This window comes from Kitasatospora sp. NPDC058063, assembly GCF_042885395.1.
In the GTDB taxonomy this organism is placed as follows: domain Bacteria; phylum Actinomycetota; class Actinomycetes; order Streptomycetales; family Streptomycetaceae; genus Kitasatospora; species Kitasatospora lactacystinica.
In genome coordinates, this window is sequence record NZ_JBHVSD010000025.1 from 1 (window position 1) to 23,338 (window position 23,338).

The window sequence follows — 23,338 nt, forward strand, 5'->3', positions numbered from 1 at the left end:
TTCGGACCGCCTTCCAGCGGACCCTCCGGGCTTCGTTCTTTCGTGTTTCCAGCTTATCAGATGTTTTCCGCTCCGTTTTCCGGAGTTTCATTCATCGGATTTGCTTTCCGCTTTGTCGCCCCGGTCTCCCGCGGCGACTCCGGAACTGTACGGGGACCGGCCCGTCACATGCAAATCGCCCCTGCCCGGGGGTCCGGGCAGGGGCGATCAGTGCCGGTCGGAGCCGGTCGGAGCCGGGTCAGCGGACCTCGGTGATCTCCGGACCGCGCGCGAACGGGTCGAGCGAGGTGCCGCCGAAGCGGTTGTCGCCCTCGCCGCCGGCGGCGGCCCCGCCACCGTCGGCGACCATCTGGGCGTCCTCGGGAAGCTTCAGGACGATCGGGTCACGGGGAGCCATCGGGGACTCGCCGCGCACGACGACCGTCTGCCGGAAGACCTGCTCCAGGATCCCGGCCATCTCCGGCTGCACCGCGGCCTGGCCCGAGATCACACCGCGCAGGAACCAGCGCGGGCCGTCGCAGCCGACGAACCGCACCAGCTGCACACCCTGGGTGCCATCCGGCAGCTGCACCGGGACCTGGGCGCGGAGGTGCCAGCCGAGCGGGCCCTCCTCCTCCTCGATGAGGCCGCCCTGCGAGGTGATGCCGTTGGCGATCTCCTCCCGGACCTCCCCCCAGATGCCCTCGGACTTCGGGGCCGCGAAGGCCTGGAGCTGGATGGCGCTGTTGCCGAGCACGAGGGTGGCGGCCACGATCGCGTCACCGGCGACCTCGACGCGCAGCTCCATGCCCTCGACACCGGGGACCAGCAGACCCCCGAGGTCGACTCGCCCCTCCTCGGGGTTCTCGAGCTCGGAGTGGTCCCACGGACCGTCCGGCCGGGGGGCCGGCGGCAGGCCGACCCTGTCGGCCGGGTCCAGCTCGGTCACGTTCTCGCTCTCGGCGGAACCTTCGACGTCATCGGCCGTCTCGTCGGCGCTGATGGCGTCGTCGGCGAGCTGCTCGACAGCGTCCTCGCTCTTCTGGCGACGACGGAACACGGTCACTGTCCTTCCCGGTCCAAGACCGATGCGAATACCTGCTCGGCTTCCTGCGAAGCCGCGGGCATGCTAGACCGCGGCGTGGCCGCCGGTCGACCCGAACCCGCCCTCGGCACGTGCCGACCCAGGCAGCTCCTCCACCTCGTGGAAACGGGCCTTCTCGACCTGCTGGATCACCAGCTGGGCGATCCGGTCCCCTCGGCGGAAGCTGACCCCCTCGCGCGGGTCCAGATTGACGACGATCACCTTGATCTCTCCACGGTACCCGGCATCGACCGTCCCCGGGGCGTTCACGAGGGCAACGCCGCAACGAGCTGCGAGCCCGGACCGGGGGTGGACGAAGGCCGCGTAGCCGTCCGGCAGGGCGACGGCGATGCCGGTGGGCAGGACGGCCCGCTCGCCGGGGGCCAGCTCGGCGTCGACGGTGGTGCGCAGATCGGCACCGGCGTCCCCGGGCTGCGCGTAGGCGGGCAGCGGCAGCTCGGGGTCGATGCGCTTGATCAGGACGTCCAGCTGCGGGCGGGGGGTATCACTCAAGGGTTCACCTCAAAGGCTCGTGCGCGCTTCATCAGATCCGGGTCGTCGAGGACCTTCTCGATGTCCTCGGGACGACCGTGCGTGGTGAAGTGTTCCAGCTTCACCTGGATGAAGAGGGCCTGCGCACGGACGGCGAGCGGTCCGTCCGGACCGCCGATCCGCGCCTCGGCGGCGCTGTAGATCTTGCGGCCGTGCACGCCGGTGATCCAGGCGCGCAGGTGCAGCACCGAGTCGACGGGCACCGGGCTGAGGAAGTCGGTCTCCAGCCGGCCGGTCACGGCGGGGGCGTGCAGCAGCCAGTTGAGCGTGCCGAGGGTCTCGTCCATGGCGGTGGTCAGCAGCCCGCCGTGGGCCAGGCCCGGGCCGCCCTGGTGGGCGTCGCGGACGGCGAACTCGGCGGTGACGTCGAGTCCCTCGCCGGCGACCGCGTCGATCCGCAGGCCGCCGGGGTGCTGCGGGCCGCAGCCGAAGCAGTGCTCGTAGTGGGAGCCGAGCCGGGTGCCGGGGGCGGGCGCCCGGGGGTGGCGCTCCGGCAGGACGGCGTCCGGCGGCGGGGTGGTCGGGGTCGGCGGCATGACGGGCGCCGGCCGGTCGGTGGGGGTGCTGGGGGCTGTCGTACCGGTCACGGGGGCCAACCCTACCCAGGGGTAGCGGGCCTCCGGTGGGGGTGGCGTCCCGCGCCGGACGTCAGGGCGACCACAATGGGGGGCATGTACGACGAACGCCTCACGGTGCCGCGTTCCTGGTGGCTGCTCCCGATCGCGGTGGGTCTCACGCTCGCGCTGATCCTGATCCGGGTCAGCGGTCCGGCCGCGCTGATCGGGCTGGTGGTCGGCATCGCCGCCGGCGCGGTCGCGATCAGCAGTTACGGCTCGGCCCGCATCCGCGTGGTCCAGGGCTCACTGGTGGCCGGCCCGGCCAGGATCCCGGTGGACGCTCTCGGCGACGCTCAGGCGCTGAGCCCCGCCGAGGCGGCGGCCTGGCGCGGCCCCAAGGCCGATCCGCGCGCCTTCATGCTGCTGCGCAGCTACGTCCCGACGGCGCTGCGGGTCGAGGTGACCGACCCGGCCGACCCGACGCCGTACCTCTACCTGTCGACCCGCTCGCCGATGAAGCTGGCGGAGGCCCTGGAGGACGCCCGGCGCGGCGCCCGCACCTGAGGCGGGCCCGAGCCGGCCGTGAGCCGGCCGGGCCGGGACCCGGGACGGACGAAGGGGCCGACCGGACGAACCGAAGAGGCCGGACAAACCGAGAGGGACGGTTCCGCTGCTGCGGGACCGTCCCTACGACTTTGTCCTGACCGGGTTCCCGGCCGACTCCGTCCTCCCGGGCCCGTCCTGCCGGACGGTACCCGGACCTGCCGTCCGGCCCCGCTGCCCGGGGCCGGAAGGAGCGGTGTGCCGGTCCCGCGGGCGCAGCCGCGGGCACCGGGCCCTGTCCGCCGCGGTGCTCAGGCGCCGCAGTCCCGGCAGATCGGGTTGCCGTTCTTCTCGCTGTAGAGCTGGCTGCGGTGGTGAACCAGGAAGCAGCTCATGCAGGTGAACTCGTCGGCCTGCTTCGGCAGGACACGGACGGCGAGTTCCTCGTTCGAGAGGTCGGCGCCGGGAAGCTCCATGCCCTCCGCGGCGTCGAACTCGTCGACGTCGACAGAGCTGCCGCCCTTGTCGTTCCGCCGAGCCTTGAGCTCTTCGATGCTGTCCTCGTTGACGTCATCGTCGGTCTTGCGTGGGGTGTCGTAGTCGGTTGCCATTTGTCGCTCTCCCCCTCCGGGTTGTGCGGTGTGTGCGGTATCTCCAGCGCACGTAACGCATGGGGGGTCGGTCTTGTGCCCGACCCGAGGCGGAGATTTTGCCTTACTTCAAGCCCTGTTACTCAATCGACACTCAGCCCGGGCTCCATCGGGGTGATCCCCGGGCCTGCGGAAGGCCTCACGCTGGGCCATCGCCGACCCCTGTCGGACCCGATAAACCGGACACGCACAGTGAGCAAGACCGGTGCCGGCGCCCGGGAAATCCCGTGCCCACCAGGGAGACCGACCGATCCCGTGGACCGGCCGGGGGCCGAAATCCGGTCACGGACGGCGATCGGCACCCCTGGGCCGGTGATCACTCTCCGGGGTTGCCCGGAATCGCGGAGCGACACGATGTGAGCTTGGTCACGTTAAGAATCTTCCTGGTCAAACCACGGAAAATCCACCCACTCCGACCGCCCGGTGCCGGACCTCAGCCGGCGGTCTTCCGGGCCGCGCGGCGAGCCAGCAGGGCGGCCTGGCGCTCCTCGAACTTCCGGGCCTGGTCGTCCAGCCCGTCCAGGAAGACGCCCAGCTCGTTCTGCGCCAGCAGGCCCTCCGGGCCGAGCCCGCCGATCTCCATGACCTTGAGGTGGCGCAGCACCGGCTGGAGCACGTCGTCGTGGTGGATACGCAGGTTGTACACCCCGCCGAGGGCGATCTGCGCGGCGGCGCGCTCGAAGCCGGGGATTCCGTGGCCGGGCATCCGGAAGTCGGTGACGACGTCGGCGACGGCCCGCATGGCCTGGTCCGGGGCGATCTCCAGGGCGGCCTTCAGCAGGTTCCGGTAGAAGACCATGTGCAGGTTCTCGTCGTTGGCGATCTTCGCCAGCAGCTGCTCGCAGAGCGGGTCGCCGGCATACCTGCCGGTGTTGCGGTGCGCGATGCGGGTGGCGAGCTCCTGGAAGGCCACGTACGCGACCGAGTGCAGCATGCTGTGCGCGTTGTCGGACTCGAAGCCCTCGGACATGTGGCTCATCCGGGCCCGCTCCAGCGCCACCGGGTCGACCGCCCGGGTGGCGAGCAGGTAGTCGCGGATCGCTATCCCGTGGCGCCCCTCCTCGGCCGTCCAGCGGTGCACCCAGGTGCCCCAGGCGCCCTCGCGGCCGAACATGGTCGCGATCTCGTGGTGGTAGCTGGGCAGGTTGTCCTCGGTCAGCAGGTTCACCACCAGCGACACCCGGCCCACCGCGGTCACCTGGGACTGCTCCAGCGACCAGGCCTCGCCGCCCAGCACGCCGTCGAAGTCGCGGCCCTGGCTCCACGGGACGAACTCGTGGGGCATCCACTCCTTCGCCACGGCCAGGTGGCGGTTGAGCTCCTTCTCGACGACCTCTTCGAGGGCGAGGATCAGGCGCGCGTCGGTCCAGCCGCTCGCGACGAGCGGGGAGCTGCTGCTCTGCACAGGGGCGATGGTCACGGTCTTGCTCCTGAGGGGACGGCACGCGCTGGGACGGGCGCGTTGAGACGGGGACACTTCGTGCGGACCCGCAGACGGGCCGCCGGCGGATTCACCTACGGTTGCGTAGGTTACGACACCGTAAGTTGCTCGGGCCGGAAAAGACAAGCCGCCCCCGCCAGGCCTTATGTCGTCTTGACGGGCCTGACGGGGGCGGCTGGGAACGGTCGCCTACGGAAGGGTCGTTCGACCCTTACGGAGAGGGGATGCGGACCCTCATGGTGAGTCCGCCACCGGCGCGCGGCGTGGCCTCGATGGTGCCGCCGTGGGCGCGCACGACCGAGCGGACGATGGACAGGCCGAGCCCGACCCCCTTGTCGCTGCGGGTGCGGTCGGCGCCCTTGATCCGGCGGAACGGCTCGAAGATGTGCTCCAGCTCGTACCCGGGCACCACCGGGCCGGTGTTGGAGACCACCAGCTCGCCGCCGCCGGGCACCGCCGTGGTGGCCAGCTCGACCCAGCCTCCCGGGGTGTTGTAGCGCACGGCGTTCTGCAGCAGGTTGAGCGCGAGGCGCTCCAGCAGTACGCCGTTGCCGCCGGCCATGGCCGGATCGAGCTTCGAGCGCAGCTCGACCTCGCGCTTGTCGGCCTCGCCGCGGGTCTGCTCCAGCGCCCGGGTGGCCACCTCGGACAGCTCCACCGGGCGCCGGTCGGTCAGCTCGTTCTCGCTGCGGGCGAGCAGCAGCAGGCCCTCGACCAGCTGCTCGCTGCGCTCGTTGGTGGCCAGCAGGGTCCTCCCCAGCTGCTGGAGGTCGGACGAGGCCGCCGGGTCGGAGAGCTGGACCTCCAGCAGGGTGCGGTTGATCGCCAGCGGGGTGCGCAGCTCGTGCGAGGCGTTGGCGACGAACCGCCGCTGGGAGTCGAAGGAGCGGTCCAGCCGGTCCAGCATGCCGTCGAAGGTGTCGGCGAGCTCCTTGAGCTCGTCGTCCGGGCCGTCCAGCTCGATCCGGCGGTGCAGGTCGGAGGTGGCCACGTCGCGGGCGGTGCGGGTGATCCGGCCGAGCGGGCGCAGCACCCGGCCGGCCATCGCGTAGCCCGCCGCGAAGGCGATCACGGCGAGGCAGACCAGCATGGTCAGCGACTTGCGCAGCAGGGTGTTGAGCGCGGAGTTGGAGCGCGCCAGGTAGTCGGCGGCCTGCCACTGGTTGTAGTCGGTGCTGTTCATGGTGGTGCTGATGCCGTCGGGGCTGGTGACCCGGAGGCTGCCGTCGAAGACCAGCTTGCGCGGCGCCAGGTACGAGACGGCGTCCTGGAAGAACACGTACATCAGGAGCAGCAGCACCACGCCGGCCATCAGGAACATCCCGCCGTAGAGCAGGGTGAGCCGCATCCGGATGGTGGGGCGGAAGGGCAGCCAGGCGAGCATGCCGTCGCCGGGGGTGTAGTGCCCGGGGCGGTGGACGCGCGGCGGCGTCAGGGGCTTCGGCGGGACGGCACGCGGGCCGCCGGCGGGCGCGCCGGAGGCCCCGCCGGCTGGGGGCGGGGTGGTCATGATGATCCTCTCGGGGCGTCCGCCGGGGCGGGCGCGTACGGCGGGGAGTCCGGGGTCGGGCGGACTCCGGTCGTCAGATCCGGTAACCGGAGCCCGGCACGGTGACGATCACCGGCGGGTCGCCGAGCTTGCGGCGCAGCGTCATCACGGTGACGCGCACGACGTTGGTGAACGGGTCGGTGTGCTCGTCCCAGGCCTTCTCCAGGAGCTGCTCGGCCGAGACGACGGCGCCGCCGGCCCGCATCAGCACCTCCAGGACGGCGAACTCCTTGGGGGCGAGCTGGACGGTGCGTCCGTCGCGGATCACCTCGCGCCGGCCGGGGTCGACCGAGATGCCGGCGCGTTCCAGTACCGGGGGCAGCGGGACGGTCGCGCGGCGGCCCAGCGCCCTTACCCGGGCGACGAGTTCGCTGAAGGCGAACGGCTTCGGAAGGTAGTCGTCCGCGCCGATCTCCAGGCCCTCGACCCGGTCGCTGATGTCGCCGGAGGCGGTCAGCATGATCACCCGGGTGGCCAGGCCCTGCTCGACCACCTTGCGGCAGACGTCGTCCCCGTGCACCAGCGGAAGATCGCGGTCCAGGACGACGACGTCGTAGTCGTTGACCGCGATGCGCTGGAGCGCGGCCTCCCCGTCGTACACCACGTCGACGGCCATCGCCTCGCGGCGCAGGCCGGTCGCGACGGCCTCGGCGAGCAGCTGCTCGTCCTCGACGACGAGAACCCGCACGGTGGTTGTCCCTTCTCCAGGCCGGCCCCGGAAAGCGGACGCACGGCTCCGACGGTGCCTCCATCCTGCCTGGTCCGGCGGTAAAGCAGCGATAAGCTGCCCCTCGGGCACGGAGCCGGAGCCCCCGGCCGTCATCGTTCGCACCCGCACCACTCCGCTTGGACTGTGACACAGGCAACTTTCTTCCGCCGGGAGGTTTCCCGCCCTCCGGGGCGGGGAGGACAGCTGCACACCCGCGATCTGGCTGACGGCCGGTCGCACCCACCCGCCGTGCGTTCATCCGCGCCGGCCCTGGGGCTGGGACATCACCGGGAGCGGCCGAAGGGCCGTCTCCGCACCTATCCGGACCTTCACCACCATCCGGGCTCGGTGCTTTCACCGGCTGGACCTCCTCGGGGCGGAGAGCGCACGACCGTGCACGTCCGACACAGTAAGGGGGCCCGTATGGACGCCTTCAAGGCCGGAATCCTGCAGCGCATAGCCAACGCCGAGCAGGATCTGCACCGCGCGATCGAGGCCGGGGACGAGTTCCTCGCCGAGGTGGAGCAGTCCGAGCTGGACGACCTCCGCCGACTCGCCGCCGAGCACGGCGTGGACACGGTGCTGGAGCGCCACCGCACCGCTGCCTGACCCGTCCGGCACACCGACCAGTCGCCGGATCTCCGGCACCAGCGGCCCTGCGGGGGCCGTGCGAAACCCAGGCCCTGGCATTCCCCGTATGCCAGGGCTCTTCGCATGTCCGGGGCCGCCCCGCCCGCGGGTTCCGCGGGCGGGGCGGCCGGAACCGGTCAGTCCGCCCAGGCGCGCAGCGCGGCCAGCCGCTCCTGGAGCGGCTCGTACACCCCGGGGGCGGCGGCCACGGTCAGCTCGCCGTCGGGGCCGTGCCCGGGACGGCCGCCGACCAGGGCCCCGGCCTCGGCGGCGATCAGGCAGCCGGCCGCCCGGTCCCAGGGGGCGAGGCCGCGCTCGTAGTAGCCGTCCAGCCGCCCGGCGGCGACGTCGCACAGGTCCACCGCGGCCGCCCCGCCCCGGCGGATGTCGCGCACCTGCGGCATCAGCGCCAGCAGCACCTCGGCCTGCCGGACCCGCACCGACTGGACGTAGTTGAAACCGGTGGCGATCAGCGCCTGGCCCCAGGGCGGGGCCGGGCGGGCCGAGACCGGCCGGCCGTCGAGGCGGGCACCGCGGCCCAGGACGGCGTGGAACAGCTCGCCGCGGGCCGGGGCGTACACCACGCCGACGACGGCGCGGCCGTCCACCTCGGCGGCCACGCTGACCGCCCAGGAGGGCAGCCCGTACAGGTAGTTGACCGTCCCGTCGAGCGGGTCCACGACCCAGCGGACCCCGCTGGTGCCCGGCCGCTCGGCGCCCTCCTCGCCGAGGTAGCCGTCCTCCGGGCGGCGGTCGGTGATCAGCTCCAGGACGAGCTTCTCGGAGGCGAGGTCCATCTCGGTGACCACGTCGACCGGGCTGCTCTTGGTGCCGGCCACGCCGAGGTCGGCGGGGCGGCCGTCGCGCAGCAGGGCGCCGGCCTGCCGGGCCGCGTCCAGGGCGACCTCCAGCAGGTCGTCGAGGAGCCGGTCGTCGGGCAGGGCGGGGGTGGGCACGGGGTTCTCCTCCGGAGCGACGGGACGGGCGGGACGGACGCGGGGCGCGGGACGGACGGGGCGCGCGGGACGGGCGGTCAGTGCTCGGCGACGGCCGGGCGCGGGGCGCGCGGGTTCGGGCAGCAGGCCACCGCGCACACGTCGTGGCTGGGGCCGAGGGTGCCGAGGGCGCAGCGGGTCACCCGCTCGCCGCGCTCGACGGCGGCCCGCTCCAGGACGAGCTCGCGCACCGCGGCGGTGAACCGGGGGTCGGCGCCGACGGTGGCGGCCCGGGCCACCGGCAGGCCGAGCTCGGCGGCCTTGGCCACGGCCTCGGTGTCGAGGTCGTACTTGACCTCCATGTGGTCGGAGACGAAGCCGATCGGGACCATGACCACGGCGGGCGCGCCGTCGGCGTGCTGGGCCTCCAGGTGGTCGCAGACGTCGGGTTCCAGCCACGGGGTGTGCGGGGCCCCGCTGCGGCTCTGGTACACCAGCTCCCACGGCCGCTCGGCCACGCCGGTGCGGTCGGCCACGGCGGCGGCGATCAGCCGGGCCACGTCCAGGTGCTGGGCGACGTACGCGCCGCCGGGCTCGCCGCGGGCCGGGTCGTCCGGGGCGCCGGAGGTCTCGGCCATCGAGTCCGGGACGGAGTGGGTGGTGAACGCCAGCCGGGCGCCGGGACGGACGGCCTCGGGCAGCTCCGCCAGGGCGGCCAGGACGGCGTCGGTCATCGGCTCGACGAAGCCCGGGTGGTTGTAGAAGTGCCGCAGCTTGTCGACCCGCAGGGCCGGCACGCCCTCCTCGGCGAGCGCGGCCAGCGCGTCGGCCAGGTTCTCCCGGTACTGGCGGCAGCCCGAGTAGCCGGCGTAGGCGCTGGTGGCGAGCACCGCGATCCGGCGGTGGCCGTCGGCGGCCAGCTCCCGCAGGGTGTCGACCAGGTAGGGCGCCCAGTTCCGGTTGCCCCAGTAGACCGGCAGGTCCAGCCCGTGCTCGGCGAAGTCCTTGCGCAGCGCGGCGAGCAGCTCGCGGTTCTGCCCGTTGATCGGACTGACCCCGCCGAACATGAAGTAGTGCTTGCCCACCTCCTTCAGCCGCTCCTTGGGGATGCCGCGACCCCGGGTGACGTTCTCCAGGAACGGGACGACGTCCTCGGGGCCCTCGGGCCCGCCGAAGGAGAGCAGCAGCAGGGCGTCGTACGGGGCGGCGCCGGAGGGGGAGGGTTTGCGCGCGTCGGACATGGCACCGATCCTGCCACTGAGGGGCCGGGCGCCGTCGCGGGGGCCGCGCTGGTGTCCGGAAAATACCGTTTGCCAACGTACGTAAGCTGTCTTTGCCAGCCTTGTTCCTTACTCCCCTTGCCCGGAGCTCCCGTGCTGTCCAGCTACCGCCAGATATTCGCCTCCCCCGGCACTCTGGCCTTCTCCTCCACCGGCTTCGTCTCCCGACTGCCGATCTCCATGACCGGGATCGGCATCGTGACCATGCTGTCCCAGCTCAGAGGCTCCTACGGAGTGGCCGGCCTGGTCTCCGCCTGTCTCGCGGTCTCCGCCGCGATCCTCGGCCCCCAGGTCTCCCGGCTGGTGGACCGGCACGGCCAGCGAAGGATCATCGTCCCCGCCATGGCGATCACCGTCGTCGCCGTCACCGGCCTGCTGCTCTGCGCCCGGCTGGAGGCCCCGGACTGGACGCTGTTCCTCTTCGCCGCCGGCATGGGAGTGATGCCCAGCACCGGTGCGATGGTCCGCGCCCGCTGGGCCCACCTCTACCGCGAGGACACCGGCAAGCTGCACACCGCCTACTCCTTCGAGGCCGTGGTCGACGAGGTCTGCTTCATCGTCGGCCCGATCCTCTCCATCGGCCTGGCCACCTCCGTCTTCCCCGAGGCCGGCGTGCTGCTCGCCGGGATCTTCCTCGCCGTCGGCGTGCTGCTGTTCGCCGGGCAGCGCTCCACCGAGCCGCCGGTTCACCCGGCCGCCCGGCACGCGGGCGGCTCGGTCATCCTCAACCGCGGCCTCCAGGTGCTGATCGTGACCTTCGTCGCCACCGGCGCGATCTTCGGCTCGGTCGAGGTGGTCACCGTCGCCTACGCCGAGGCCCAGGGCCACAAGTCGATCTCCAGCGTGATCCTCGCCCTGTGGGCGCTCGGCTCCTGCCTGGCCGGGGTGGTCTTCGGGACCCTCAAGCTCACCGGCTCGATGGCGGTGCGCTTCCTCGTCGGCGTCCTGTTCATGGCGGTCAGCATGGTGCCGCTGCTGCTGGTCGCCCACGCGGTGCACGGCGTCGGCGGGCTGGTCGCGGTCGGCGCCGCGCTGCTGATCGCCGGCATCGCCATCTCCCCCACCCTGATCACCGCGATGGCCCTGGTCGAACGGCTCGTCCCGGCCTCCCAGCTGACCGAGGGCATGACCTGGACCACCACCGGCCTGGCCCTCGGCGTCGCGGTCGGGTCCTCGGCCGGCGGCTGGGTGGTCGACGCCTCCGGAGCCGCCGCGGGCTACTGGGTGCCGCTGGCCGCGGGCCTGCTCGGCGTGGTCGCCGCCCTCGCCGGCCTCGCCCGGCTGCGCGCCGGACTGACCACCGAACCCGCCGCCGAGGCGGCCGCCGACGGGGCCGGACGACCCGTAGACGCCGACCGGTGAACTGACTAGTCTCTCGCCCTACCCGCGGGCCGTACCGGCGGGTAGGGCGGTAGCGCCGCCCCGGACCGCGCCGACCCGTTCGGCCACGGAGCAGGAGGCAGCGCAATGCCCCAGGCCAGTACCGCGACCCCCACCCGGTGGACCAACTGGGCCGGCAACCAGAGCGCCCGGCCCGCCCGGGCCGCCGCCCCCGGCACCGCGGAGGAACTGGCCAAGGAGATCCTGCGGGCCGCCGAACAGGGCCGCACCGTCAAGGCCGTCGGCTCCGGCCACTCCTTCACCTCCATCGCCTCCGCCGGCGACGGCGTCCAGATCCGCCCGCACGCGCTCACCGCCGTCCGCGGGATCGACCGCGAGGCCGGCACCATCACCGTCGAGTCCGGCCTCCCGCTGCACCGGCTCAACCGGGTCCTCGCCGCCGAGGGCCTCTCGCTGACCAACATGGGCGACATCGAGGTCCAGACGGTGGCCGGCGCCACCAGCACCGGCACCCACGGCACCGGCCGCGACTCGGGCTCGCTGGCCGCCCAGATCCGCGCCCTGGAGATCGTCCTCGCCGACGGCAGCGTCCGGCACTGCTCCCCCACCGAGAACCCCCGGCTCTTCCAGGGCGCCCGGCTCGGCCTCGGCGCCCTCGGCGTGATCACCGCGCTCACCTTCGGCGTCGAGCCGGCCTTCCTGCTCACCGCCCACGAACAGCCGATGGGCTTCGACGAGGTGCTGGAGCGCCTGGACGACCTCACCGCCGTCAACGAGCACTTCGAGTTCTACTGGTTCCCGCACACCGACCGCTGCGCCACCAAGCGCAACAACCGCAGTCAGGGCCCGGCCGCCCCGCTGCCCCGGTTCAAGGAGTGGCTGGAGGACGACTTCCTCTCCAACACCGTCTGGGAGGGCGCCTGCCGGGTCGGCCGGCGCTTCCCCGGCTCGATCCCCTCCATCGCCTCGATGGCCAGCCGGGCCTGGTCCGAGCGCAGCTTCACCGACACCGCGTACAAGGTGTTCACCAGCCCGCGCAAGGTCCGCTTCGTGGAGATGGAGTACGCGGTGCCGCGCGCGGCCGTCGGCGAGGTGCTCCGCGAACTGAAGGCCCTGGTCGAGCGCTCCGACTGGAAGGTCAGCTTCCCGGTCGAGGTGCGCTTCGCCCCCGCCGACGACCTCTGGCTCTCCACCGCCTCCGGCCGGGACAGCGCCTACATCGCCGTCCACCTCTACCGGGGCACCGCCGACCAGGGCTACTTCACCGGCGTCGAACAGCTGATGACCGCCCATCAGGGCCGGCCGCACTGGGGCAAGCTGCACACCCGCGACGCCGAGTACCTGGCCGGCGTCTACCCGTACTTCGGCGACTTCATCGCGCTGCGCGACGAGGTCGACCCGCAGCGGGTGTTCGGCAACGACTACCTGCGCCGGGTGCTGGGCGCCTGACCGGCGCATGTCCTAGGGGGTCGCGGTGGTCCCGTCGGCCGACGGCGCCACCGGCGCCTTCGCCGGCTCCTTCAGCGGCTCCCTCGCCGGGGCGTCGCTCGGCGCAGGCGGCTGCGGGGTCGTCCCGCCGCCGGGCTTCCCGCCGCCCGCCGACGGGGAGGCGCCGGCCGACGGGGTCGCGCCCGGGCCCGCCGAGGGCGAGGCCGTCCCCGCGCCGGTGCTCGGCGTGTCGCCCGGCTCCCGGCTCGGCCGGGTGGTCGCCGGGGCCGAGGCGCCGCCGGACGGCGCGGTGTCCTGGCCCGGGCGGCCGCCCGGGGCGGGCCGGTCCGTCGGGGCGTCCTGTGGCCGGTCGGACTTGTCGGACTTGGACGTCAGCGCCCCGCCGAAGGACGTGCCGTTGCCGGACTCGCCCTTGACCGTCGCCGACACCGGCTGCCCGGTGGCCAGTTCGAACGCCACGATCGGCGCCATCGCCAGCACGAAGACCAGCCCGGACACCGCCGCGTACGTCTTCCAGCCCCACCGCCGGCGCGCCCGCACCACCTGCGGCTCGTTCCACTCCGAGGTGATCACCGGCGGCTGCGCCCGCGTCCCGGACGGCCCGGTCTCCACCGGCGCCTGCCGCAGGGTGTTGGCGGCCTGGTTCGGCCCCCGGTCCACCGCCTCGCGCAGCTGCTCACCGGTCCGCTTGAAGATGTGCTGGAACACCGCGCCACCGGTGGTGGCCCCGATGCTCACCACGGCGGCGCCCAGGATCGTGCCGTACACCCCCAGCTCGGAGGCCAGCAGCGCGCCCACCACCGTGGCCAGCGCACTCGCCGCGACCTGAGCCACACTCAGATCGATGCGCCTGCGCTCCTCCTTGGCCTTTCCGCCCTCCTCGGCGGGGCTCCGCTCCGGCATCAACATCCCTCGGTCCGTACGACTGTTCCTCGAACAAGGCTCTCCATCTTGCACAAAGAAGGACACAAGGGACGAAAATGCGGTTCTCCGCACCCGGATTGTGTGAAGATGATCACCGTTCATCCGACGGTGGTCCGCCATTGGGGGAGCGCGCTCTTGAGATTCCCGTGAATCGCGGGAGACTTGAGCGGCGAGCCGCCCCGCTGGATGCCACGAATGGAGTACTGTTCGTAAAGCCCGAGCCTTGGGTCGACTTGTCGACTACGTCTACACCGGTAGCTTGACGAGGAGCCACTGAACGGGCACGCACGGCGACGCCGGTCCCGGATCGTCGCGAACACTCCGCGTGCGAGGACGGCCGGGACACCCAGGCGCGACGCCGACGGACGGCGTGGCAAAAAGGCAACCGTGCCACAGCGGCGCGCGCGGGCGTAAGCCCGACACGCCGGGGAACTCAGCAAGGTTGTGGCCAGTCGCCAGTGGGCAGGCCACACTCAGTACGGGAGCAGCGACGCAGGTGACGTCGGCAGGCACCACCCGGGAGGTAACCGTGCCCGAACTGCGGGTTGTGGCCGTCAGCAACGACGGCACACGGCTGGTGCTCAAGGCTGCCGACAGCACGGAGTACACCCTTCCCATCGATGAGCGGCTGCGTGCCGCCATCCGCGGGGACCGTCCGCGCCTCGGCCAGATCGAGATCGAGGTCGAGAGCCATCTGCGGCCCCGGGACATCCAGGCGCGGATACGAGCCGGTGCCTCCGCCGAGGAGGTCGCCCAGGCGGCCGGCATCTCCGTCGACCGCGTCCGTCGCTTCGAGGGCCCGGTGCTCGCCGAGCGCGCCTTCATGGCCGAGCGCGCCCGCAAGACCGCGATCCGCCGCAACGGCGAGTCCCCCGGTCCGCAGCTCGGCGAGGCCGTCGCCGAGCGGCTCGCGCTGCGCGGCGCCGAGAAGGAGACCGAGCGCTGGGACTCCTGGCGGCGCGACGACGGCACCTGGGAGGTCATCCTCTCCTACCGGGCCGACGGCGAGGGCCGCAGCGCCTCCTGGACGTACGACCCGCCCCGGCGCCTGGTCCAGCCCAACGACGACGAGGCCCGCGCGCTGATCGGCGAGAACGTCGAGCGCGAGGAGGAGTCGGTCTTCCCGTTCATCCCGCGGATCGCCCGACTCCCCCACGAGCGGCCGCCCCGCCCGATGATCGACCGGCCCTCGGCCGACCGCATCATGTCGGCCCGCGAGGTCCGCGAGTCGCGGGAGGCCACCGCCGAGGCCCGGGACTCCTTGACCAGCCTGCTCGACGTGGTCCCCGCCTTCCGCGGCGACCTCGCCGTCGGCGCCCCCGCCCCGATCGAACCGGTGCCCGCCGAGGTCGCCGAGGAGAGCGAGGAGGCCGCTGCGGCGGCCGCCCCGGCCGTCGGCGCGGGCTCGGCCTACGCCGACATCCTGATGCCGCGCGCCGTCGCCCCGCACCGCGAGCGCCTGGTCGGCACCACCGACCGGCAGGCCGAGGCGGACGGCGTCCGGCCCGGGCGCCGGGCCACCGTGCCCAGCTGGGACGAGATCGTCTTCGGCAGCCGGCGCAAGAAGCAGGAGTAGTAACGCAGCAGCAGCACGGTGGTGGGGGGCGTCGGCCGAGCCGGCGCCCCCCACCGCTGCGCACCCGCCGGGGGATCCCGCCGCAGGGTGCGCGCCGGCTCAGCCCGGCTGCTCGGTGACCGCCACCGGACGCGACTCGTCGCTCGACCACTCGCTCCACGAGCCCGGGTACAGCACGGCCGGCAGACCCGCCACCTCCAGCGCCAGGATCTGGTGCGCCGCCGTCACGCCCGAACCGCAGTACACCGCGGTCTCCCGCTCCCCCGCGCCCAGCGCCCGGAACCGGGCGGCCAGCTCGGCGGCCGGCCGGAACCGGCCGTCCGGGCCCACGTTCCCGGCCGTCGGCGCCGAGACCGCGCCCGGGATGTGCCCGGCCCGCGGGTCCACCGGCTCGCTCTCGCCCCGGTAGCGCTCCCCGGACCGGGCGTCCAGCAGCAGGCCGCCGCGCGCCAGGGCCGCGGCGCCGTCCCCGTCCACCGTCGGCAGCTGCCCCGGCACCGGCTTGAAGTCGCCCTCCCCAGGCTCCGGCAGCTCGGTCGACACCGGCAGCCCGGCCCCCTGCCAGGCCGCGAACCCGCCGTCCAGCACCCGGACGTCCCGGTGCCCGGCCCAGCGCAGCAGCCACCAGGCCCGGGCCGCCGCCATCGAGGCCGCGCCGTCGTACACCACGACCGGACGCGGCGCACTCACCCCGAAGCGGCGCATCGCCTCGCCGAACTCCTCCGGGTCCGGCAACGGGTGGCGACCGCCCCGGCCGGGGGCGCCGGGCGGGGCGGCCAGGTCCCGGTCCAGCTCGACGAAGTGGGCACCGGGCAGGTGACCGGCCCGGTACTCCTCGGCCGCGGTCGGGCCGCCCGGCGCGGCGCCGACCAGCTGGTAGCGCACGTCCAGCAGCACCGGCGGCAGCGCGGAGGCCAGCGCCTCCCGCAGCTCGGCCGCGGAGATCAGCGGGGAACCGTCGTTGTAGGTGGTGGTCATGGCGGCCATTGTCGCGCAGTGCGGCACCGGCGGCGGGGCATCCGGCTCCTTGCCGCGGTCCGACCCGCGAAATCCGACGGAATCCGTCGGGACACGCCCGGACCGCCGCTCTTTGTGGTGTCTTTGCCGGATTTTCCGCGCGGCCCGAGGGTTGGGCGCCCGCCAGGGTGGAAGCATCACCCTCGCGCGCGTGGATTTCCGTGCGCCAACCACCCACGAGGAGGCCCGCATTGCCCGCGGTGGAACTCCAACTGGCCCAGGGCACGCCCTGCTGGGTCAGCCTGCTGACCGACGACCTGCCCGGCGCCCGCGCCTTCTACGGCGCCCTGCTCGGCTGGACGTACACGCCCGGGCCCGGGCAGCTCGGCGACTACGTCCGGGCCGAGCTCGACGGGGCGCCGGTGGCCGGCCTCGGCGTCTCCACTGCCACCGGCTTCCCGGTGCAGTGGACCACCTACTTCGCCGTGGACGACGCCGACCGCACCGCCCAGCTGGTCCGCGAGTGCAGCGGGACCGTCGCCGTCGGACCGCTCCAGGCCGAACGCGCCGGGCGGATGGCCATCGCCGCCGACGTCTCCGGCGCGGTCTTCGGCCTCTGGCAGGGCGAGGAGCACCTCGGCCGGGAGGCCGGCCGCGAACCGGGCGCCCCGGCCTGGGCCGAACTGCTCACCCCCGACGCACAGGGCGCCGCCGCCTTCTACTCCACCGTGTTCGGCCGCCCGGTCCGCTCCGCCGCGGACGAGACCGCGCTGCTGGTGCAGGGGCGGCCGGTCGCCGGCATCCGGCACCGCGCCGAGCTGCGCGGCCACCCGCCGCGCTGGCGCACCCACTTCGTGGTCCGCGACGCCGGGCTGGCCGCCCGTCACGCCGTGGAGCTCGGCGGCCGGGTCCTGGTCGAACCGCACGACACCGCCCGCGGCCGCGCCGCCCGGCTCGCCGACCCGCAGGGCGGGCACTTCTCCGTGCTGGAAGTGATTCCGTAGCGGCCGGCGCCGTCCGGGTGGCGCCGGTGGCTGCGGGCCGCCGGCCCTCTCGGGCCTGCCGGTCCCGTCAGGCCTGCTGCTCCTCGAAGGGCAGCACGTCCGGGGAGAGCACCGAGGCGCGCGCGGTCGCGGCGGTCAGCCGGCGGCGGTGGTGGCGGCGGCACAGCACCTCGTAGCCGACCTCGTCCCGGTCCACCGAGATGTCGCCGATCACCACCTGCGCGCCCTCGACCACCATCACGCCGCCGACCGTCCGGGCGTTGTGGGTGGCCCGGGCGCCGCACCAGCACAGCGCCTCGACCTGGAGCACCTCCACCCGGTCGGCCAGCTCGATCAGCCGCTGCGAGCCCGGGAACAGCCGGGTGCGGAAGTCGGTGGTGATGCCGAAGGTGTAGACGTCGATGCCCATTTCGTCCACCACCCGGGCCAGCTGGTCGACCTGTTCGGCCGCGAAGAACTGCGCCTCGTCGCAGATCAGGTAGTCCACCCGCCCGCCGGCCGAGATCCGCTGTACCACGTGCGCGTGGAAGTCGAAGTCGTCCGTCACCTCGACCGCGTCGGCGCGCAGGCCCAGCCGGCTGGAGATCGTCGCCGCGCCCGCCCGGTCGTTGCGGGTGAGGATCACGCCCTGCCGGCCGCGCGCGGTGTGGTTGTGGTCCATCTGCAGCGCCAGCGTCGACTTGCCGCAGTCCATCGTGCCCGAGAAGAACACCAGTTCAGCCATGGGTGGAGCAAAGGCCTTTCAAATCAAGGGAGTTCGGGCACAGATAAGTCAAGTGGGCGGCGCGGCCCGGCTAGCCGCGGACTTCGAGCAGCGGCACGAACTGCTCGACCGGGGTCATCGAACCGTGCAGACCGATCATCGCGGACTCGCCGGGCTCGTTGCGGGAGGCGACGATCGCGATGTCGTCGCGCGCCGCGGCCACCACGTCGCCGATCCGGGTGTACACCCGCTCGTCCACTGTCGGACCGAACCAGCCCGCCTCGATCGCCCGGTCCCGGGTGGCCACCCACATCCGGTCGCCCAGCACCTCGCTCCAGACCGCGTGCACATCGGCCGCCGCACCCGGCACCGCGTACACGTGCCGGGCCCGGCCCTCGCCGCCGAGCAGGGCGACGCCGGCGCCCAGCTCCCAGTCCTCGTCGAAGTCGATCCGGTCCTCCGGCGCGATGTCGATCATGCCGTGGTCGGCCGTCACGTACATCGCCGAGCGCGGCGGCAGCTGCGCGGCCAGCCGGCGGGCCAGCCGGTCCACCGCGTCCAGCGTCATCCGCCACTCGTCCGAGTCCACCCCGAAGCGGTGGCCCGCACCGTCCAGCTCGCTGACGTAGGTGTACACCAGCGCCCGGTCGTGCTCGGCCAGCCAGGAGGCCGCCAGGTCCATCCGCTCCTCGCCCGTGGTGCGGCCGAGGAAGGTGCCGCCGGACAGCGCCACCCTGGTCAGCGGGGTCTGGGCGAACAGCGGGGACGAGACCTGCGCGGTCGCCACCCCGGCCTGGTGGGTGCGCTCGAAGACCGTCGGGTACGGCTGCCAGGCGTGCGGGTCGGTCGGCGGCTGCCAGCGCAGCTGGTTCATCAGGTAGCCGGCGCCCGGCACCGCCACCGTGTACCCGGCCAGGCCGTGCAGGCCCGGCGGCGTGCCGGTGCCGACCGAGGCCAGCGAGGTCGCCGTGGTCGACGGGAAGCCCGCGGTCAGCGGACGGCCGCTGCCGCCCAGCGAACTCCCGACGAGCGAGGACAGGAACGGCGCGTACTCGGGGTGGCGCAGCAGCAGCTCCCAGCCCAGGCCGTCCACCAGGAACACCACCACCCGGTCCGCCGGAGCGATCGGGAGCGTCGCGGTGAACCCGGGGACGCCCAGCCCCGCCGCCACCGAGGGCAGCAGGTCGCACAGCGAGCCGCTGCCGTACGGGGGCGCGGGGGCCGTGGCCGGGTCAAGGATCTCGAAGGCGTCGTAGCCGTCGGCAGGAACGAAGGACATGGAACCGGATTCGTAGCGGTGCGGTCGGTCGGATGCGGCGGAGCTCAGACCCGCGGGCTGGTGCTGATCGTCGCGTCGGAGAGCGCCCGGGCGAACACCAGCGCCTGGGCCACCGTCTCCGGGCCGTCGCCGGCCTCGCTCACCCGCAGGGAGAGGTCGTCGGCCGTGGCCGAGCCGGTGTAGCCGTGGTCCGCCTCGCAGTTCGGGTCCGAGCAGCCGGCCGGCTCCAGGTCCAGGCGCTGCACCGCGCCCCAGCCGATCGTCAGCACCACCTCGCGCGGCAGGGTGCCCGGGGTGTACGTCTCGGGGTTCGCCACCATCCGGCTCAGTACGACCGAACCGATCCGGTCCAGTCGGACGCTCTCCGTCGACGTCGTCGCGAACGGCACCGCCGGGCTGCCCTCGGCCCCGGACTGCTCGTCGGTGTGACTCACCACGAACCGGGTCGGGGTGAGCACCAGCACCGTCACGTGCCGGCGCACCTCATTGGCGTCGAACGTCGTCTCCTGGTGCACCAGGTAGGAGCTGATCGGCTCCGGGCCCACCGCGGACTCGACCGCCTCGGACACCAGGGCCGGGTAGTAGCCGCTGCGCTCGATAGCCGAGCGCAGGTCCTGAGTGGTGGTGGTACCGGTCTTCGCCATATCTCCATCCTGGCATGGTCCGCCGACGAAGCGGGCGGCACGGCGCCGAGCTTCGGACAACAGCGCCCGGGCAGGGCGCAACCAAGGAAGGTTACAGCGTGCTCATCGCGCGCGGGCCCAGATCGCTGCGGACCGGCAGGGGTGCGACCCTCACCCGCGCCCCCAGGATCGCCAGTCCGTGCGGGGCCACGACCACCGGTTCGAGATCCACCGAGGCGATCTCCGGAACGTCGTCCACCAGCTGCGAGACCCGCAGCAGCAGTTCCTCCAGCGCGCCGGTGTCCACCGCCTCGGCGCCGCGCCAGCCGAACAGCAGCGGCGCCGCCCGGACCTCCCGGATCAGCCCGGCGACGTCCTGGTCGGTGGCCGGAACCAGCCGGTGCGCCGTGTCGCCCAGCAGTTCGGCCGGCGCACCGGCCAGGCCGAAGGAGAGGATCGCGCCGACCGCCGGGTCCACCGTGGCGGCGATCACGGTGTCCACGCCGCGCGGCGCCATCCGCTGGACCACCAGCTCGGCCTGCGCGGCGCCGCCGAGCAGCGCGTCCAGTTCGCGGTGGGCGCGGCGCAGGCCCGCCTCGTCGGTCAGGTCCAGCCGGACGCTGCCCAGGTCGGGGCGGTGGCGCAGGTGCGGGGCGGTCGCCTTGAGGGCCACCGGGTAGCCGAGCGTCCCCGCGGCCCGTACGGCCGTCTCCTCGTCCGGGGCCGGCCGCACCGGGGAGACGTCGATCCCGTAGCGGGCCAGCAGCTCCTGGGCCCCGGCCTCGGGCAGGGTGATCCGGGCGCCGCCGGGCTGGGTGCGCGCCGCTACCGCGGCCCGGGTGCTCAGCGCCGCCTCCACCAGGCGGCGGGCGCCGGGCTCGTCGATCCGGTCCAGTTCGGGGACGCGCGCCGTCTCCTCCGCCTCGGCCGTGCGGCGGCGCCACTGCGCGTAGTGCACGGCGTGGGTGAGGGCGTTCACGGCCCGCTCGGGCGCCGCGTAGGCGGGGATGCCGCCGGGGCGCAGCCGGGTCGGCAGGTCGGTCAGCGCCAGGTGGGTGAGCAGCAGCGGCTTGCCCAGCTCCCGGGCGCGCAGGGCCGCTTCGAGCAGGGCGGCGGCGATCTCCGGGTCGTCCGAGCCCATCGCCGGGTCGTCCTCGCCGGTCAGCCGGCCGCCCATGAAGGCGTGGGCGGAGGTGCCGATCGGCGGGATGGCGACGGCGATCACCGCGTCCACGGCCGGGTCGGCGAGCGCGACGTCCAGGGCGATCCGGAAGTTCTCGCCGGTCGCGGCGGTGGTGAGGTCGACGGGGGTGCACGGGCGCAGGCCGGCGCTCAGCAGTGCGTCATAGGTGAGCAGGCCGAGCGAGTCGGAGTTGCCGACCACCGCGACCCGGTCCCCCGGCGGCAGCGGCTGCTGGGCCAGCAGCTCGCCGGTGTCGTACAGCTCGGTGATCGTCGCCACCCGGGTGACGCCCGCCTGTTCGAACAGCGCGTCCACGGTGGCGTCGCGCAGGCCGGTGGCGGTGGCGGGGACGGCGTGGCCGGGCGGCAGGCTGCCGGTGTGCCGGGCGCCCTTGACCACCACGACCGGCTTGACGGCGGCCAGCCGGCGGGCGATCCGGGTGAACTTGCGCGGGTTGCCGAAGGACTCCAGGTAGAGCAGCACCACCTGGGTGGCGTCGTCCTCGGCCCAGTACTGGAGGAAGTCGTTGCCGGAGACGTCGGAGCGGTTGCCGACCGAGGCGAAGGAGGAGACGCCGAGGCCGCGCTTGTGGGCGGCCTCCAGCAGGGCCACGCCGATCGCGCCGGACTGGCAGAAGATCCCGAAGCCGCCGCTGCCGGGCAGGCGCGGGGCGAGCGAGGCGTTCAGCGGGTGCTGCGGGTCGGTGTTGATCAGGCCGAAGGCGTTCGGGCCGATCACCCGCATGCCGGCCGCGCGGGCCTGGCGGACCAGCGCGCGCTGGCGGTCCCGGCCCTCCGGACCGGTCTCCGCGTAGCCGGCGGTGACCACCACCAGGCCCTGCACCCCGTGGGCGCCGCAGTCGGCGACGGCGGCCGGGACGGCGCCCTCGGGGACGGCGATCACGGCGAGGTCCACCGGTCCGGGAATGTCCAGAATCGAACGGTGGACCGGGACGCCGTCCAGCTCGGTGCCGGGCGCGGCGTTGCGGTTCACCGCGTACACCGCGCGGTCGGCCGGGGCGTCGTCCCCCAGCAGGTCGCGCAGGATGGCCCGGCCGACGGTCTGCGGGGTGCGGGAGACCCCGATCACCGCCACCGAGCGCGGGGTGAGCAGCCGCTGCACCGAGCGCGCCTCGGCGCGGTGCTCGCGGGCGCGCATCACGGCGAGCGAGCGGTCGGTCTGTTCGAGGTCGAACTCCAGGTGCACCACGCCGTCGGCGAAGCTGCGGTGCTGGGTGTAGCCGGCGTCGGTGAAGACCTTCACCATCTTCCGGTTCTCCGGCAGCACTTCGGCCTGGAAGCGGCGGATGCCGCGCTCCTGCGCGACCGCGGCGATGTGCTCCAGCAGGGCGGAGGCCACGCCGCGGCCCTGGTGGGCGTCCTGTACCAGGAAGGCCACCTCGGCGTCGGTGCCGGTGTCGCAGGGGCGGCCCTCGGCGTCGATCCGGTCGTACCGGACGGTGGCGATGAAGCGGTCCCGGACCACCACCGCGAGGCCCACCCGGTTCACGAAGTCGTGGTGGGTGAAGCGGCGGACGTCCTTGTCGGAGAGCCGCGGATAGGGGGCGAAGAAGCGGAAGTACTTGGACTGGTCCGACACCTGCTCGTAGAACTCCACGAGCCGGCCGGCGTCGGCGGGGGTGATCGGCCGGATCCGGGCCGTGCCGCCGTCACGCAGCAGGATGTCCGCTTCCCAGTGCTGCGGATAGTCGGGTTGCTCGGGGTTCGCCACCGCGGGGTCTTCCACATTCGTCAGGTTATCCGGCGGCGGGCCGAATGGCGCCGGGCGTGTGCTCACGGCAGGGTGGACAGCGCCGTCGACCGGGATTTATGCCCCGAAAAGAAACAATCACAACTCCTGAACGCGGCGGTTTCCAGGGGCCGCCTGCGTGCAACACTGGTCTAGACAACATGGCCGCTTCCCCCGCTCCCCCTGAGCACGGCCGTGACCAGCTTCACCGGAAAGGCACGTCTCATGGCTGAGCGCCGCGTCACCATCGGTTGGGCCGAGGGCCTGCACGCCCGTCCCGCCTCCGTCTTCGTCCGGGCCGTCACGGCCACCGGCGTGCCGATCACCATCGCCAAGCCCGGCGGCAACCCGGTCAACGCCGCCTCCATGCTCGGCCTCCTCGCCCTGGGCGCCCAGGGCGGCGACGAGGTCATCCTCGCCTCCGACGCCGAGAACGCCGACGACGCCCTCGACCGCCTCGCCAAGCTTGTCTCCGAAGGCCTCGACGAGCTCCCCGCCGCGGCCTGAGCCTCGCAGCACACACCCGATCGGGGTGGGGGGCCCCCCGGGGGGGGCCCCCCGACGGGGTGGGGTGGGGCGCGGTCGCGGGGGCCCGCGGTTGGGGGGGGGCCCCCCCCCGCGGGGGGCAGAGCGGGGGGATT

The 23,338-nt window shown here is 73.6% G+C and carries 22 protein-coding genes; 7 read left to right on the top strand and 15 right to left on the bottom strand.

The genetic code is table 11. The features are described 5' to 3' along the window. Positions 1 to 238: 238 nt before the first annotated feature. The 3 genes from ACFVUY_RS33470 to ACFVUY_RS33480 form a co-directional block, all read right to left on the bottom strand. Positions 239 to 1,039, bottom strand: coding sequence for a DUF3710 domain-containing protein (locus ACFVUY_RS33470; protein WP_387695433.1), 801 nt, complete (start codon positions 1,037 to 1,039; stop codon positions 239 to 241). Between the two features lie 69 nt (positions 1,040 to 1,108). Further along, positions 1,109 to 1,576, bottom strand: a complete 468-nt coding sequence (gene dut, locus ACFVUY_RS33475; RefSeq protein WP_030239204.1) for a dUTP diphosphatase — start codon at positions 1,574 to 1,576, stop codon at positions 1,109 to 1,111. Then, positions 1,573 to 2,151: a PaaI family thioesterase gene (locus tag ACFVUY_RS33480; RefSeq protein WP_359913260.1), complete on the bottom strand. Its 579-nt coding sequence runs from the start codon at positions 2,149 to 2,151 to the stop codon at positions 1,573 to 1,575. The genes dut and ACFVUY_RS33480 overlap by 4 nt, the downstream gene beginning before the upstream one ends. Before the next feature lie 135 nt (positions 2,152 to 2,286). Between ACFVUY_RS33480 and ACFVUY_RS33485 the strand changes: the two genes are divergently transcribed. After that, positions 2,287 to 2,736 carry a DUF3093 domain-containing protein gene (locus ACFVUY_RS33485; RefSeq protein WP_380350893.1) on the top strand — a complete coding sequence of 150 codons (450 nt, stop codon included), beginning with the start codon at positions 2,287 to 2,289 and terminating at the stop codon, positions 2,734 to 2,736. A 290-nt stretch (positions 2,737 to 3,026) separates the two neighbouring features. Here the strand turns inward: ACFVUY_RS33485 and ACFVUY_RS33490 are convergent, their stop codons facing one another. From ACFVUY_RS33490 to ACFVUY_RS33505, 4 genes are all read right to left on the bottom strand, one after another. Continuing rightward, the gene (locus ACFVUY_RS33490) at positions 3,027 to 3,326 is read right to left on the bottom strand and encodes a DUF4193 domain-containing protein (RefSeq protein WP_329924615.1); all 300 of its coding nucleotides are present in this window, start codon (positions 3,324 to 3,326) and stop codon (positions 3,027 to 3,029) included. Between the two features lie 472 nt (positions 3,327 to 3,798). Then, positions 3,799 to 4,785, bottom strand: coding sequence for an acyl-ACP desaturase (locus tag ACFVUY_RS33495; RefSeq protein WP_387695434.1), 987 nt, complete (start codon positions 4,783 to 4,785; stop codon positions 3,799 to 3,801). Between the two features lie 232 nt (positions 4,786 to 5,017). Further along, complete coding sequence (locus ACFVUY_RS33500; RefSeq protein ID WP_387695435.1) at positions 5,018 to 6,316, bottom strand: sensor histidine kinase; 1,299 nt, start codon at positions 6,314 to 6,316, stop codon at positions 5,018 to 5,020. 73 nt (positions 6,317 to 6,389) lie between these two features. Further along, positions 6,390 to 7,043, bottom strand: coding sequence for a response regulator transcription factor (locus ACFVUY_RS33505; protein ID WP_359913230.1), 654 nt, complete (start codon positions 7,041 to 7,043; stop codon positions 6,390 to 6,392). A 444-nt stretch (positions 7,044 to 7,487) separates the two neighbouring features. Between ACFVUY_RS33505 and ACFVUY_RS33510 the strand changes: the two genes are divergently transcribed. After that, positions 7,488 to 7,673, top strand: a complete 186-nt coding sequence (locus ACFVUY_RS33510) for a hypothetical protein (RefSeq protein ID WP_030057688.1) — start codon at positions 7,488 to 7,490, stop codon at positions 7,671 to 7,673. A gap of 158 nt (positions 7,674 to 7,831) precedes the next feature. On the opposite strand, the gene ACFVUY_RS33515 is transcribed toward ACFVUY_RS33510, so the two are convergent. Further along, entirely contained in the window at positions 7,832 to 8,650 is an 819-nt protein-coding gene (locus ACFVUY_RS33515; protein ID WP_380551273.1) for an inositol monophosphatase family protein, read from the bottom strand. Between the two features lie 77 nt (positions 8,651 to 8,727). Further along, positions 8,728 to 9,870, bottom strand: coding sequence for a ferrochelatase (locus ACFVUY_RS33520; protein WP_387736065.1), 1,143 nt, complete (start codon positions 9,868 to 9,870; stop codon positions 8,728 to 8,730). 132 nt (positions 9,871 to 10,002) lie between these two features. Here ACFVUY_RS33520 and ACFVUY_RS33525 point away from each other — a divergent pair, with 132 nt between their 5' ends. Both ACFVUY_RS33525 and ACFVUY_RS33530 read left to right on the top strand, forming a co-directional pair. Beyond that, positions 10,003 to 11,271 (top strand): MFS transporter, encoded by a 1,269-nt coding sequence (locus ACFVUY_RS33525; protein WP_387695438.1) that lies wholly within the window; start codon positions 10,003 to 10,005, stop codon positions 11,269 to 11,271. A gap of 105 nt (positions 11,272 to 11,376) precedes the next feature. Then, positions 11,377 to 12,699 (top strand): D-arabinono-1,4-lactone oxidase, encoded by a 1,323-nt coding sequence (locus ACFVUY_RS33530; protein ID WP_387695439.1) that lies wholly within the window; start codon positions 11,377 to 11,379, stop codon positions 12,697 to 12,699. 12 nt (positions 12,700 to 12,711) lie between these two features. Here the strand turns inward: ACFVUY_RS33530 and ACFVUY_RS33535 are convergent, their stop codons facing one another. Next, positions 12,712 to 13,602 carry a hypothetical protein gene (locus ACFVUY_RS33535; protein WP_387695440.1) on the bottom strand — a complete coding sequence of 297 codons (891 nt, stop codon included), beginning with the start codon at positions 13,600 to 13,602 and terminating at the stop codon, positions 12,712 to 12,714. Between the two features lie 517 nt (positions 13,603 to 14,119). Here ACFVUY_RS33535 and sepH point away from each other — a divergent pair. Further along, positions 14,120 to 15,199: a septation protein SepH gene (gene sepH, locus ACFVUY_RS33540; protein WP_359913245.1), complete on the top strand. Its 1,080-nt coding sequence runs from the start codon at positions 14,120 to 14,122 to the stop codon at positions 15,197 to 15,199. A 99-nt stretch (positions 15,200 to 15,298) separates the two neighbouring features. Here the strand turns inward: sepH and ACFVUY_RS33545 are convergent, their stop codons facing one another. Further along, the gene (locus ACFVUY_RS33545) at positions 15,299 to 16,177 is read right to left on the bottom strand and encodes a sulfurtransferase (protein WP_387736067.1); all 879 of its coding nucleotides are present in this window, start codon (positions 16,175 to 16,177) and stop codon (positions 15,299 to 15,301) included. 239 nt (positions 16,178 to 16,416) lie between these two features. Between ACFVUY_RS33545 and ACFVUY_RS33550 the strand changes: the two genes are divergently transcribed. Continuing rightward, positions 16,417 to 17,160, top strand: a complete 744-nt coding sequence (locus tag ACFVUY_RS33550; RefSeq protein ID WP_387736180.1) for a VOC family protein — start codon at positions 16,417 to 16,419, stop codon at positions 17,158 to 17,160. Positions 17,161 to 17,227: 67 nt separating this feature from the next. Here ACFVUY_RS33550 and ACFVUY_RS33555 read toward each other — a convergent pair whose 3' ends face one another. The 4 genes from ACFVUY_RS33555 to ACFVUY_RS33570 all read right to left on the bottom strand — a co-directional run bounded on the left by ACFVUY_RS33555 (position 17,228) and on the right by ACFVUY_RS33570 (position 22,694). Then, on the bottom strand, positions 17,228 to 17,884 hold the full coding sequence (locus tag ACFVUY_RS33555) for a thymidine kinase (protein WP_359913251.1): 657 nt from the start codon (positions 17,882 to 17,884) through the stop codon (positions 17,228 to 17,230). Between the two features lie 70 nt (positions 17,885 to 17,954). Continuing rightward, positions 17,955 to 19,142, bottom strand: a complete 1,188-nt coding sequence (locus ACFVUY_RS33560) for an alkaline phosphatase family protein (RefSeq protein WP_387736069.1) — start codon at positions 19,140 to 19,142, stop codon at positions 17,955 to 17,957. Positions 19,143 to 19,186: 44 nt separating this feature from the next. Next, a complete protein-coding gene (locus tag ACFVUY_RS33565; protein ID WP_359913254.1) occupies positions 19,187 to 19,786 on the bottom strand; it encodes a DUF5998 family protein in 600 nt (199 codons plus the stop codon). 91 nt (positions 19,787 to 19,877) lie between these two features. After that, positions 19,878 to 22,694, bottom strand: a complete 2,817-nt coding sequence (locus ACFVUY_RS33570) for a GNAT family N-acetyltransferase (RefSeq protein ID WP_380551294.1) — start codon at positions 22,692 to 22,694, stop codon at positions 19,878 to 19,880. Between the two features lie 228 nt (positions 22,695 to 22,922). On the opposite strand from ACFVUY_RS33570, the gene ACFVUY_RS33575 reads away from it, so the two are divergent. Next, a complete protein-coding gene (locus ACFVUY_RS33575) occupies positions 22,923 to 23,204 on the top strand; it encodes an HPr family phosphocarrier protein (protein ID WP_360355341.1) in 282 nt (93 codons plus the stop codon). Positions 23,205 to 23,338: the final 134 nt, after the last annotated feature.

Bases quoted from the DNA above. Each gene is read 5' to 3' on its own strand.
- ACFVUY_RS33480 (WP_359913260.1), bottom strand. From the start codon at position 2,151: ATGCCGCCGACCCCGACCACCCCGCCGCCGGACGCCGTCCTGCCGGAG.
- ACFVUY_RS33485 (WP_380350893.1), top strand. From the start codon at position 2,287: ATGTACGACGAACGCCTCACGGTGCCGCGTTCCTGGTGGCTGCTCCCG.
- ACFVUY_RS33490 (WP_329924615.1), bottom strand. From the start codon at position 3,326: ATGGCAACCGACTACGACACCCCACGCAAGACCGACGATGACGTCAAC.
- ACFVUY_RS33500 (WP_387695435.1), bottom strand. From the start codon at position 6,316: ATGACCACCCCGCCCCCAGCCGGCGGGGCCTCCGGCGCGCCCGCCGGC.
- ACFVUY_RS33510 (WP_030057688.1), top strand. From the start codon at position 7,488: ATGGACGCCTTCAAGGCCGGAATCCTGCAGCGCATAGCCAACGCCGAG.
- ACFVUY_RS33520 (WP_387736065.1), bottom strand. From the start codon at position 9,870: ATGTCCGACGCGCGCAAACCCTCCCCCTCCGGCGCCGCCCCGTACGAC.
- ACFVUY_RS33530 (WP_387695439.1), top strand. From the start codon at position 11,377: ATGCCCCAGGCCAGTACCGCGACCCCCACCCGGTGGACCAACTGGGCC.
- ACFVUY_RS33535 (WP_387695440.1), bottom strand. From the start codon at position 13,602: ATGCCGGAGCGGAGCCCCGCCGAGGAGGGCGGAAAGGCCAAGGAGGAG.
- ACFVUY_RS33545 (WP_387736067.1), bottom strand. From the start codon at position 16,177: ATGACCACCACCTACAACGACGGTTCCCCGCTGATCTCCGCGGCCGAG.
- ACFVUY_RS33555 (WP_359913251.1), bottom strand. From the start codon at position 17,884: ATGGCTGAACTGGTGTTCTTCTCGGGCACGATGGACTGCGGCAAGTCG.
- ACFVUY_RS33560 (WP_387736069.1), bottom strand. From the start codon at position 19,142: ATGTCCTTCGTTCCTGCCGACGGCTACGACGCCTTCGAGATCCTTGAC.
- ACFVUY_RS33565 (WP_359913254.1), bottom strand. From the start codon at position 19,786: ATGGCGAAGACCGGTACCACCACCACTCAGGACCTGCGCTCGGCTATC.
- ACFVUY_RS33575 (WP_360355341.1), top strand. From the start codon at position 22,923: ATGGCTGAGCGCCGCGTCACCATCGGTTGGGCCGAGGGCCTGCACGCC.